The sequence below is a fragment of the Micromonospora sp. NPDC002411 genome, from assembly GCF_053592955.1.
The window spans coordinates 1-11,092 of record NZ_JBSFBM010000229.1 but is presented as its reverse complement, the minus strand read 5'-3'; the positions used below and the strand labels follow the sequence as shown (position 1 = coordinate 11,092).

11 protein-coding genes are annotated in these 11,092 nt (G+C 71.3%); 2 read left to right on the top strand and 9 right to left on the bottom strand.

What is annotated here, in order from left to right:
- The 3 genes from ACWCO3_RS24065 to ACWCO3_RS24055 form a co-directional block, all read right to left on the bottom strand.
- A partial coding sequence (locus tag ACWCO3_RS24065; protein WP_450012161.1) for a metallophosphoesterase occupies nucleotides 1-663 on the bottom strand: 663 nt, incomplete at its 3' end.
- A gap of 89 nt (nucleotides 664-752) precedes the next feature.
- Nucleotides 753-1,802 carry an SEC-C metal-binding domain-containing protein gene (locus tag ACWCO3_RS24060; RefSeq protein WP_450012159.1) on the bottom strand — a complete coding sequence of 350 codons (1,050 nt, stop codon included), beginning with the start codon at nucleotides 1,800-1,802 and terminating at the stop codon, nucleotides 753-755.
- A gap of 97 nt (nucleotides 1,803-1,899) precedes the next feature.
- The gene (locus ACWCO3_RS24055) at nucleotides 1,900-2,730 is read right to left on the bottom strand and encodes an NmrA family NAD(P)-binding protein (RefSeq protein ID WP_450012157.1); all 831 of its coding nucleotides are present in this window, start codon (nucleotides 2,728-2,730) and stop codon (nucleotides 1,900-1,902) included.
- 103 nt (nucleotides 2,731-2,833) lie between these two features.
- Here ACWCO3_RS24055 and ACWCO3_RS24050 point away from each other — a divergent pair, with 103 nt between their 5' ends.
- Both ACWCO3_RS24050 and ACWCO3_RS24045 read left to right on the top strand, forming a co-directional pair.
- Nucleotides 2,834-3,760 carry an AraC family transcriptional regulator gene (locus tag ACWCO3_RS24050; RefSeq protein WP_145780584.1) on the top strand — a complete coding sequence of 309 codons (927 nt, stop codon included), beginning with the start codon at nucleotides 2,834-2,836 and terminating at the stop codon, nucleotides 3,758-3,760.
- A 79-nt stretch (nucleotides 3,761-3,839) separates the two neighbouring features.
- Nucleotides 3,840-5,909 carry a phosphocholine-specific phospholipase C gene (locus tag ACWCO3_RS24045; protein ID WP_450012154.1) on the top strand — a complete coding sequence of 690 codons (2,070 nt, stop codon included), beginning with the start codon at nucleotides 3,840-3,842 and terminating at the stop codon, nucleotides 5,907-5,909.
- Between the two features lie 70 nt (nucleotides 5,910-5,979).
- On the opposite strand, the gene ACWCO3_RS24040 is transcribed toward ACWCO3_RS24045, so the two are convergent.
- The 6 genes from ACWCO3_RS24040 to ACWCO3_RS24015 form a co-directional block, all read right to left on the bottom strand.
- Nucleotides 5,980-6,489, bottom strand: a complete 510-nt coding sequence (locus tag ACWCO3_RS24040) for a DUF2231 domain-containing protein (protein ID WP_450012152.1) — start codon at nucleotides 6,487-6,489, stop codon at nucleotides 5,980-5,982.
- A 77-nt stretch (nucleotides 6,490-6,566) separates the two neighbouring features.
- Nucleotides 6,567-7,754 carry a sensor histidine kinase gene (locus ACWCO3_RS24035; protein ID WP_450012150.1) on the bottom strand — a complete coding sequence of 396 codons (1,188 nt, stop codon included), beginning with the start codon at nucleotides 7,752-7,754 and terminating at the stop codon, nucleotides 6,567-6,569.
- A 3-nt stretch (nucleotides 7,755-7,757) separates the two neighbouring features.
- Nucleotides 7,758-8,426 (bottom strand): response regulator transcription factor, encoded by a 669-nt coding sequence (locus ACWCO3_RS24030; RefSeq protein WP_145780592.1) that lies wholly within the window; start codon nucleotides 8,424-8,426, stop codon nucleotides 7,758-7,760.
- A 102-nt stretch (nucleotides 8,427-8,528) separates the two neighbouring features.
- Nucleotides 8,529-9,770, bottom strand: a complete 1,242-nt coding sequence (locus ACWCO3_RS24025) for a hypothetical protein (protein WP_450012149.1) — start codon at nucleotides 9,768-9,770, stop codon at nucleotides 8,529-8,531.
- Between the two features lie 46 nt (nucleotides 9,771-9,816).
- Nucleotides 9,817-10,653: an aldo/keto reductase gene (locus ACWCO3_RS24020; protein WP_450012147.1), complete on the bottom strand. Its 837-nt coding sequence runs from the start codon at nucleotides 10,651-10,653 to the stop codon at nucleotides 9,817-9,819.
- The coding region (locus ACWCO3_RS24015; protein ID WP_450012145.1) for a glycoside hydrolase family 15 protein at nucleotides 10,650-11,092 on the bottom strand (443 nt) is incomplete at its 5' end. The genes ACWCO3_RS24015 and ACWCO3_RS24020, both read right to left, overlap by 4 nt.

Here is an 11,092-nt window from a genome sequence, read left to right as displayed (position 1 = left end):
GGCCAACGGGCCCTCGCCCTCCCACGGCATCCGCAGTGTGGAGACCACACCCGGGACGATCCGCAGTGGACGGCCCGCGAAGGTGCTCGCGGCGGCGGTGTGGAAATGCCCGGTCAGCACGGCGACGACCTGCGGGTGGGCGGCGACCAGTTCGGCCAGGGGCTCGGCCCGCAGCAGCCGCATCGGGTCGATGACCGGGTGGTGCAGCACCACCGGCGGATGATGCAGTGCGATGAACGTCGGCGTCTCGGCCGGCACCGAACCCAGTTCGTCAGCGAGCCACATCATGGTTTCCTCGTCCAGGTGACCGTCGTCCGCGCCGGGCACCGAGGAGTCGGCGAGGAGGAAGACCGCCCCGGCCACGTCGTGGCGGGCGTTGATCGGGCCGGTGCCGCCTCCGTCGTCACCGAGCAGACCCTTGCGGTACGCGTCGCGCACATCGTGGTTGCCCGGACAGACCATCACCGGCAGCGGAGAGTCGAAGAGCTTCGCGGCGGTCTCGTACTCGGCCACCTCGCCGTGGTCGGCGATGTCCCCGGTGATCAGGATCGCGTCGACAGGTCGTGGCAGGCCGTGCAGGTAGTCCATGACCCGGGCGGCCCGCTCGGCCGACCGGGGATGGCTGTCGAGGTGGGTGTCACTGAGATGCGCGATGACCAGCACGAAGGCACTCCTAACGGCTATCGACGTCAAAGCCGTTAGGGACGCTACTCCGGGTCAGGTCGGCGGCCGCAGCGCGATAGCCGCAGTGGTCAGCTCCGGGAACGCGGCAGGCAGTCCTTCTTGTACTTCAGGCCCGATCCGCACCAGCAGGAGTCGTTGCGCTCCGGTGGCCACGGGATGCGCGCGCTGGGCCGCGCCGACACCTCAGCCGCGTAGCCGGCCCGGACCGCCACGTCGGTCGGGTCGCCGCCACGTCGACCGGCGAACGCGGTCAACCCGGCCACTGTCGCCCCGAACACACCCAACCCCGCCTGACCGGCACCCCGCAGCCGCACCAACTCCGTCTCCAACCGGCCCCGGTGCGCATCCCAGTCCGGGCCGTACACCTCGGCGAGGGCGGGATGCTCGGAGATCAACGTGTCGAACTCGGCCCGTGGCCAGAAGAGCAGGTCGGACTCGGCGTCCCTGCGCTCGCCGGCCCGGCGCACGAGCTGGGTCTCCAACCGGTCCGCCAGGTCGTCCTGCCGGTCGTGCGGCAGGTTCAGATTCCGGCGTACCCGATGCCGTTGTTGCAGCAGGAAGAAGGTCACACCGGGCGCGTCCGGCGGACCGAGATCGACCACGGCGTCCGTCGCGGTGCTGGTCGACGTGGCCGAACCGGCGGCGGTCGCGCGCTCGTTGAGCACGGAGTCGGCGGCCTCGCTCAGCCACGTCTCGGCGATCGCGGAACGACCACCGGCGTCCAGCGCCGCGCTGACGTAGGCGGGGGCGTCGGGCTGCGTGAGCAGCAACGGGCGCAGGGCGGTCAACTCCGCCATCGCCTCGTCGTCCTGACCGCCGGCCCGGAACAGCGCCCGCGCCCGTAGCGCCCGGGCGAACCCGGCCCGCGGGTCGTCAGCGGACGGGTACGCCGCCACGGCCTGCTCCGCGTAGCGCAGGGCCGCCTCGGGCCGTGCCCGGATCTCGGCGATCTCGGCGGCCAGGGTCAGGGCGTCCCCGGCGTCGTCCGGATCCTCCAGCCGGCCCTGCTCGGCCGCCTCCGCGAGGTCGGCGGCGACACCGAGCGGGTTGGCCGTCCCGAGCGCCGAGCGGCGCAGTTCAGCGAGGTCAGCCTTGGTGAGTACGTCTCTCGTCGGCACGATCTCACGGTACGTCGGGGTGCGCGCGGTATGCGGGCAGATCACCTGTTACGCCGCTCTCACACCGCCGGAGCCGTGACCAGGCGTACCGGGCGGACTACGACCAGGCTCCGGTCGCCGCGGCCCGGGCGGCGTAGCTGTCGAAGTCGAGCGGGTCCCGGCCGAGCACCCGACGTACACCGTCGGCGGGTTCGGCGAGATGGCCCGCGCGCATCCCGTCGAACAGGAGGTTGAGCGCCGAGGCCGTCTCCTCCGGATAACCCTCGGCGAGCAGTTCGGCGTGGTACTCCTCCGGGGTCAGCTCGACATAGCGGATCGAACGTCCGGTCACCCGGGCGATCGTCGCCACCGCCGTGGCGAAGGTGAGCGCCCGAGGACCCGACACGTCGTACACCTGTTCGTGATGGTCGGGGGCGGTCAGGAGCGTCGCGGCCACGTCGGCGATGTCCTGGGCGTCGACGAAGGGCTCCGGGGTGACGCCGATCGGCAGGGCCAGTCGGCCGTCGAGCAGCGGCTGGCGCCACAGGTCCTCGCTGAAGTTCTGACTGAAGTTGTTCGCCCGGATGATCGACCACTGGACGCCCGATGTCCGCACGGCCGTCTCCGCGGCGACCATGCCGGGGGAGAAGTCACCAACCTGGTCGATCCCGCGTCCGGACAGCGCCACGATCCGACGCACACCCGAGTCGACCGCCCGCGTCACGAAGTCGGCGGCCAGCGTCGGGTCCTCCGGGGCCAGCAGGTAGACCGCCGAGGCGCCGGCCAGAGCCGGCTCCCAGGTGTCCCGCCGCGACCAGTCGAAGCGCACCTCGCCCGAGCGGGAGGCCGCCCGAGCGTGCTGGCCCGCCGCCCGGAGCGTCGGTACCAACCGGCGGCCCGTCTTACCGGTTCCGGCCATCACGAGTATCGACTGTGCGTCCGTCGTCATGCCCACGAGTCAACTCGACCGGTCACGGTCGGCCCATGTGCTGTCGTACGCCGGGCATGTGTGATCGTCCGAGCGCCATCATCCGGGATCTATCGTCGGTGTCATGGACCCGTTCGACAGTCTGCTGCGGAGCGTGCACGCGGACGGCGCGGCCTTCGGCCGTTCCGTCCTGACACCGCCCTCGGCGCTGCGGTTCACCGACGGCGCCCCGCTGACGCTCTGCGTCCCGCTGCGCGGCGAGGGTTGGCTCTCCCATCCGGAGAGCGACAAGCCCCATCTGGTACGGGTCGGGGAGGTCGCCGCCGCGCGCGGCCCGGCACCGTTCACCTTCTCCGCCGAGCCGCGATCGAGCTTCCAGCCGGGGGAGCTCCGGGACGTCCGACGCGGTCAGACCGGGGCGATCGACTCGACGGGCGCGGACCAGACCGAGCGCCTCGTGCTGCTCGTCGGGGTGTACCACGTTCGGGGTCGGGTGCCCCAACGGCTGCTGGGTGCGCTGCCACCGGTGCTCGTCGTCCCGGACGAGCACGACTGCGCCCCGCTCCGCGACTACCTGGACGCACAGCTCGACGCCGGCAGGCCCGGCCGCCAGATCGTGCTCGACCGCCTGCTGGACTGGTTGTTGGTGTGCACAGTGCGGGACTGGTTCGACCAACCGGACGCCGAGCCTCCCGGCTGGTACCGCGCGCTGAGCGACGACACCGTCGGCCCGGTGCTGCGCGCCATGCACGACGCCCCGGGCCGGCCGTGGACTCTCGCGAGCCTGGCCGCGCAGGCCGGAGTCTCCCGGTCGACACTGGCGAAACGGTTCACCGACCTCGTCGGCGAGCCACCGCTGACCTACCTCACCGACTGGCGGATGACCCTGGCCGCCGACGTGCTGGCCGAATCGACGGCGACGGTCGCCGCTGTCGCACACCAACTGGGGTACGCGGACGCCTTCGGCTTCAGCGCGGCCTTCAAACGGGTCCACGGGGTGAGCCCGAGCAGGGCCCGGAGCCGGTTGTCGAGTGGTCGCAAAACCAACTAACTACGGTCATCTGCCGTCAACCCGTCGTCGGTAGCGTCCGGTCGCCAGTTTCTCGACCAGATCGCACAAAGGCGGAGCTATGGGCACTGTGGATCGGCGTACGTTTCTCAAGGCGATGGGGGTCCCCGCGATCGGCGCGGCGCTCCCGCTGGACCTCAGCAAGGCGCTCGCCATCCCGGCGAACAACCGGACCGGCACGATCAAGGACGTCGAGCACGTCATCATCTTGATGCAGGAGAACCGCTCCTTCGACCACTACTTCGGCACCATGCGCGGCGTACGCGGATTCGGTGACCCCCATCCGGCGACACTGCCGTCCGGCAAGGACGTGTGGCACCAGCCCAACGGCGCCGACGAGCTGCTGCCGTTCCGCCCCGAGGTGAAGGACCTCGGCCAGACCTTCCTGCCGGACCCGCCGCACGGCTGGAACGACGGGCACGCCGCCTGGAACGACGGCCGGTTCGACAGGTGGGTGCCGAACAAGGGCGTTACGGCGATGACCTACCACACCCGCCAGGACCTGCCGTACCACTACGCGCTCGCGGACGCCTTCACCGTCTGCGACAGCTACCACTGCTCGCTGATGGGGCCGACCGACCCGAACCGCTACCACATGTGGAGCGGCTGGGTCGGCAACGACGGCAAGGGCGGCGGCCCGGTCATCACCAACGCGGAGGCCGGCTACGACTGGTCGACCTACCCGGAGCGGTTGGAGCGCAACGGCATCTCCTGGAAGATCTACCAGGACGTCGGCACCGGCCTGAACGCCGCCGGCTCCTGGGGTTGGACGAACGACCCGTACATCGGCAACTACGGCGACAACTCGCTGCTCTACTTCCACCAGTACCAGAACGCGCAGCCCGGCACCCCGCTCGCCGACAAGGCCAAGACCGGCACCGAGATCCGCACCCAGGGCCGCGACCCGGAGGCGCTGCTGGCCGACTTCCGCGCCGACGTCGAGGCGGGACACCTGCCCGAGGTCTCCTGGATCACCGCTCCCGAGGCGTACACCGAGCACCCGAACTGGGGGCCGGCGTTCGGCGCCTGGTACATCTCGCAGGTCATCGACATCCTCGCGTCGAACCCCGAGGTGTGGAGCAAGATGGCGCTCTTCATCACGTACGACGAGGAGGGCGGCTTCTTCGACCACGTGGTCCCGCCGACGCCCCCGCAGAGCCGCGAGCACGGCCAGTCGACGGTGCCGACCACGAACGAGATCTTCCCGGGCGACGCCGACCACCCGGCCGGGCCCTACGGCCTCGGCATCCGGGTTCCCATGGTCATCGTCTCGCCGTGGACGCGCGGCGGTTACGTGAACTCGCAGGTCTTCGACCACACCTCGCTGATCAAGTTCCTGGAGGCGCGGTTCGGGCACGGCCGTCCGGACCTGATCGAGAAGAACATCACCCCGTGGCGACGCGCCGTCGTCGGCGACCTGACCAGCGCCTTCGACTTCCGGCACCCCAACCGCACACGTGACGTCAGGCTGCCCGACACCGACGACTTCAAGCCCGAGGACCTCATCCGACACCCGGACGAGGTGCCGGTGCCGCCGACCGACCAGCGGCTGCCGAAGCAGGAGCACGGGGTACGCCCGGCGCGCGCCATCCCGTACACCCTGCACGCCGACGGGCGGCGCGACGGCGACTCGCTGCGCATCGACTTCCGCAACACCGGTGGGGCCGCCGCGGTCTTCCAGGTCCGCCAGGCCGGCAGCGCGGACGCCCCGCGCAGCTACACCGTCGAGCCGGGCAAGCACCTGACCGACACCTGGACGATCGGGTCCGGGTACGACCTGTCCGTGCACGGGCCGAACGGCTTCTACCGCCGGTTCACCGGCGGCCGAGCCCACCTCGACATCACCCCCTCCTACGAGGAGCGCAACGACAAGGTGGTCCTCACGCTGAAGAACCCCGGGTCGAAGCGGGTCGAGGTGACCGTCACCGACCGGTACCACTCCCGCCCCCTGAAGCTGTCGCTGCAGCCGGGCCACACCGAGCGGGCGCACTGGCAGCTCTCCCGCACCCACGGCTGGTACGACCTGACCGTCACCGTCGCGGGCGAGGCCGACTTCGCCCACCGGTACGCGGGCCACGTCGAGAACGGCAAGGACAGCATCAGCGACCCGTCGCTCGGCGGGCTCGTCTAGGACCGGCGTCGCGTCACCCGGGCCAGCCGTCGGCCCGGGTGACGCGCCGCGCTTGTGCCCAGCGTGGGCGTTACGCGGCGTCGCCGCCGCCGCGCCCCGCGGACGCGGCCGGGGCACTGCCCCAGACCGCCTTGGCCCCGGAGTCACCCACCCGGTAGACCTGGACCAGGTTCGCGGCCGCCACGACCACGGCAAGCACCGCGATCACCACCGCCACCCAAGCAGGGGTACGGCGGGACCCGGTCGTCTCCCCGGCCGGGTGGGCCGCCCGGCGGTGCAGCCAGAACAGCGCGACGGCGGCGACCAACAGCGGCAGCGCGAACCAGATCAGCGTGTCCCCGAGCTGCGCGTGCACGCCAGGGTCGCCGACCCGCTGTTCCAGGCCCTCACCGGTGGAGGAGGCGACCGGCACCGCGACCGTGGCCAGCGCGGTGATCAGTACGACGAGCCCGCCGTAGCGCCCCCGCCAGGATGGCCGGATGGCCAGCGCGGCGACGCCGATCGCGGCCAACGGCAGCAGAACCACCACTGCGTGCACCACGAGTGGGTGCAGAGGAAGTCCATTGAAAGTGTCTGGCATGAGATCTCCTCCGCGCTCGGGATATCGCTACCAGTCACCATATTTCGCGATTCTTGTGAAATTCTTGCGCTTCCCGTTCAGTACGCGGGTAGCAGCAGCGTGAATGTGGCACCGCGACCCGGGGCCCCGCCGACCTGGAGCGATCCCTTGTGGGCCTGCGCTACCTGCTGCACCAGCGCCAGGCCCAACCCGAAACGTCGGCCCGTCCCGTTCGAGCCGTGTGCGAAACGGCCCAGGAGGCGGTCCGCCTCGGCCGGATCGAGGCCCACCCCGTCGTCGGTGACGTCGGCGGCAATCCGGCCGTCGCGGTGTCGCACGGTCACTGTGACGTGCCCGCCAACGGCCACGTGCCCGACGGCGTTGTCCACCAGGGCCGTCAAGGCCCGGCGCAGAGCGGTGCGAGCACCCCGGACCACTGCCGCCCCGGTGACCTCGAGACGCAGCTCGACCTCGCGCTCCCGCGCGTACACCGACATGCTCGCCACCACCTCACGGGCCACCTCCGCCAGGTCGACCACCGTGTCCGGTGGCGGCTGGTGCTCGGCGGCGGCCACCAGCAGATCTTCGACGACCTCACCGAGCGCCCGGGTGTCGGCCACCAACTGTTCGAGCTGATCGGTGAGCTGTTCCGCCGGCTGGGTCCGGGCTCGGCGCAGGAGCAGTTGTGCGCGGGTGTGCAGCACAGTGAGCGGTGTGCGCAGCTCATGCGACGCGTCGGCGACGAAGCGACGTTGCAGGGTCAGTGCGGTGGCCAGGGGCGCGACTGCCCGCCGGGCGAGCAGCGCCGCGGCTGCCAGCGCCCCGGCCAGGCCGGCCAGTTCGGCCACGAGCAGCGCGATGCCGAGTTGTTCCTGGCGCTGGCGCAGCGGCGCCAGGTCGGCGGCGACCGCCCAGCGGCTGCCGTCCACCCGGTGCTCGATCTGCACCCGGACCGGATGGTCGTCCCCCGCGTCGGTGTCGTACCGCGTCGGCTGCCGCCGTAGCGCGTCCTTGAGGACGCCGACCAACTCCGGTGATGCGCTACTGGTCACCTCGACCGCGTCGGTTCCGGTTGCTCTGCGGGCCAAGACCTGACCGGGCGGCGGGTCGTCCACGTCCTCGGCCATGGTGAGCACCTGACCCAGCTCCGCATCCAGCGCACGGGACTCCTGACGGCTGGAGAGGACGAACATCAACGCGCCGACCAGCAACAGGATGACGCCGATCGCCGCGGCGGTCTGCGCCACACTGCGCCGTCGGGCGTGGTTCAGCTGGGCCTCGTCCACCCGTCAGCCCGTACCGATTCGGTAGCCGAGACCGTGCACCGTACGAATGGCGCCCCGGCCCAGCTTCCGGCGCAGGTGATGGACGCAGGCGTCGACGCTGCCCGGGGCGTCGGCGTGGTCGAAAGTGGTGCTCAGCAACTCTGCCCGGGTGAAGACCTTCGTCGGTCGACCGGCGAGGGCGCGCAGTACAGCGAACTCGCGGGCGGACAACGGAATCTCCTCGCCGTCGTCGAGCACCCGCCGGTTACCCACGTCCAACCAGCGTCGTGGCCCCAGCGGCAGTCGGCTCGCCGCGTCCTGGTGTCGGCGACGCAGCGCCCGGAGCCTCGCCAGCAGCTCGGGGACCTCGAAGGGTTTGACGAGGTAGTCCTCCGCGCCCGCGTCGAGCCCTTCCACCCGGTCGTCGAGGGAGCCCCGAGCGGTGAGGAGCAGCACGGGACAGGTCACTCCGCGCTCCCGCAATCGGGTGACCATTTGCAGGCCATCCAGCACCGGCAGCCCTCGGTCGATGACCATGAGCTGGTAGTCGCGGGCCAGTGCGTGGTGCAGGCCGCTCTGCCCGTCGCCGGCCAGGTCGACGTCGTACCCCTCCTCGGCGAACAGGTCGGCGAGCAGCGCGGTCAGCGCTCGGTCGTCCTCGACCAGCAGCAGGCGGGGCCGGGTGCTTTCCACCCGACCAGTATTGCCCTGCCAGTGATGCACGGTCTGGTCAGTGCGGTGATGGCGTCCCTCACCGGGGCGGCGAATGCTCCCGGTCTCCGGTGCTCGCGCCGGCTACGGCACGCGTTCGACGTACGCCAGCATCGTCTCGCGGCTCCTCGGCAGGCCGTACTCCCCGACCAGCATGGCCACGTTGCCGAACTCCTGCCCGTCGATCAGCCACGGCTCGGTCGACCGGCCCAGCACCTCGGCGAGCCGTCGCTGCCGGGGCGGCAACGCCACGACCGGCGTCCCTGCCGCTGCCGGACCGTCCGGGAACGCGAGGCGCAACGCCACACCCAGCACCGTCAACGACCGCTCGCCGCCGACGGTGGGCAGCCGGTCGAGCAGCGCGTCGAAGGCACGGTCGGTGTGCTGCGGGCCGAGCTGCCGCAGGGCGAGCGCCGCGTAGCCGCCCAGATCGCAGTCGAGGAACGGCACCCACTCGCCCTCGACCAGCCCGCTGCCGGCGTCGTCGGATGGCGCTGACGCCCAGCTCAACAGCTCCTCGACGGTCGCGGGGTCGGCCGCCGCGCCGAGGACCCGGGCCCGACCGATCGCGGCGGCCCAGCGGAGCACCGGACGCGGATCGGCCATCCAACGAGCGTCTGGCGCGGCACCCAGCAGCCCCGACGCCACCAGCATGGTGGCCAGCTCGCCGGGGGTCGACTCGACGCCGGGCTCCTGGGCGGCGCCGATCGCGGCGGCAAGCGCGGACACGCTGCCGTCGGCGTCCTCCGGAAACCAGGCGAGGGCGTACGCCGCGACCGCGCGCACGCCCGGATCGGAGTGCTCCAGCAGGGTGCGGAACACGGGAACCCCGGCGCGCACCGCGTCGTAGGTCGCCACCTCGACGTACGCCCACAGCCGACCCTGATCCGCCGCGGACAGCGACTCGACGTAGGCGTACTCGACGTACTCCTTCTCCGACTCGTCCTCGCCGGTCCACGGCGGCGGCTTCGCGGCGAGCAGCTCACGACCGCCCTCGGCGGCCCGGCGGTATTCAGCCACCGGGAAGCCCTCCGGCAGGACACCCTCGTCGTACCCGACGGCCAGGACGCTCAGCAGCGCGAGCACCGCCGCCGGGTCCGGGGTGGCCGGATCACCGAGCATCTCCAGCAGGAACGGCACCGCGTACGCGCTCGCCTCGAACCGGCCCCCCTGGTGGAAGACGTTGGTGTAGAGGTCACTCAACGCCTCGTCCCGGGTGGCCGGATCGGGGGAGAGCAGGGCACGCAGTTGGCCGGGCACGTCATCGGCCGCCCCGTAGGCGTGGCCCAGCCGCGCCCAGTCGATGTCGTCAAGTCCGTCGAGCACGCCCCATGCTCTCCCGACCCCCTGACCATTCTGTGGGGTGGGTCGGTCAGAACTCCTCGTACACCGCTGGGTCTTGATCGGAGAGCCGACCGTCCGGGCGACCCAGCGCGGTGATTGCCTCGACCTGCGCGTCGGTGAGCGTGATGCCGAAGACGTCGAGGTTCTCGGCCTGCCGCTGCGGCGACGCGGCCTTGGGCAGCGGGATCACCTGGCGGGCCACGTGCCAGGCCAGGATCGTCTGCGCCGGGCTGACGCCGTGGGCGTTCGCGATCTCCACGATGACGGGATGCTGCTTCAGGTCGTTGCCGTGGCCGAGCGGGCTCCAGCCCTGCACCAGGATCCCCTGCTCCCGGTGGTAGTCGAGCGCCTCCTGCTGCGGGAAGTACGGGTGCACCTCGATCTGGTTGACCACCGGGGCCACCCCGGTCTCGGCCACCAACCGCTCGATGTGCTCCGGCAGGAAGTTGGAGAGCCCGATGTGCCGCGCCAGACCGCGCTCGCGCGCCTCGATCAGCGCCCGCCACGCCTGCACGTACAGGTCTTGGCTGGGGTTCGGCCAGTGGATCAGGTACAGGTCGACGTGGTCGAGGCCGGTGCGGAACACACTCTCCTCGATGGTGGTCAGCGCCTCGTCGTACCGGTGGTGCCGCCCCGGCAGCTTCGAGGTGACGATCAACTCGTCCCGCACGTCGCCCGCCGAACGGGCGGCCCGACCGACGGCCCCCTCGTTCTCGTAGTTCACCGCCGAGTCGAGCAAGCGGTAACCCGCCCGGATCGCGTGCCCGATCGCGTCGACGCCCGCCGAACCGTTCAGCTGGTACGTGCCGAGCCCGATCGCCGGCAGGGCGGTGCCGTCGGCAGCCGTCAGATGGGGAATCGTCATGATCGGAACCCTACCTGCGTTGGGGCGTCCCGGATGGCGAGCGCGGCCTGGATCAGCGCGGCGTGCGTCAGCGTCTGGGGATAGTTGCCGAGGTGGGCACCTGTCGCGGGATCCACCTCCTCGGCGTAGAGACCGAGCGGGCTGGCGTAATCGACAATGGCCTGGAACAGCTCGACGGCCTCGCGGCGACGCCCGGTGCTGGCAAGCCCTTGAACGAGCCAGAACGAGCAGGGCAGGAACGCGCCCTCGGTGCCGGGGAGCCCGTCCCGTCCGGCCGGGTAGCGGTAGAGCAGCGGACCGCCGGCGGACAGTCGGTCCCGGATGGCGTCGATGGTGCCGCGTACCCGGGGCGAATCGGTCGGGTCCACACCGAGCAGCGGCAGGACGAGCAGCGCCGCGTCGAGATCCAGGGAGCCGTAGGTGCGGATGTAGCTTCCCA

Excerpts from the sequence above, each read along its gene's own strand:
- ACWCO3_RS24055 (WP_450012157.1), bottom strand. The coding sequence starts at position 2,730 with ATGACGACGGACGCACAGTCGATACTCGTGATGGCCGGAACCGGTAAG.
- ACWCO3_RS24050 (WP_145780584.1), top strand. The coding sequence starts at position 2,834 with ATGGACCCGTTCGACAGTCTGCTGCGGAGCGTGCACGCGGACGGCGCG.
- ACWCO3_RS24020 (WP_450012147.1), bottom strand. The coding sequence starts at position 10,653 with ATGACGATTCCCCATCTGACGGCTGCCGACGGCACCGCCCTGCCGGCG.
- ACWCO3_RS24045 (WP_450012154.1), top strand. The coding sequence starts at position 3,840 with ATGGGCACTGTGGATCGGCGTACGTTTCTCAAGGCGATGGGGGTCCCC.
- ACWCO3_RS24040 (WP_450012152.1), bottom strand. The coding sequence starts at position 6,489 with ATGCCAGACACTTTCAATGGACTTCCTCTGCACCCACTCGTGGTGCAC.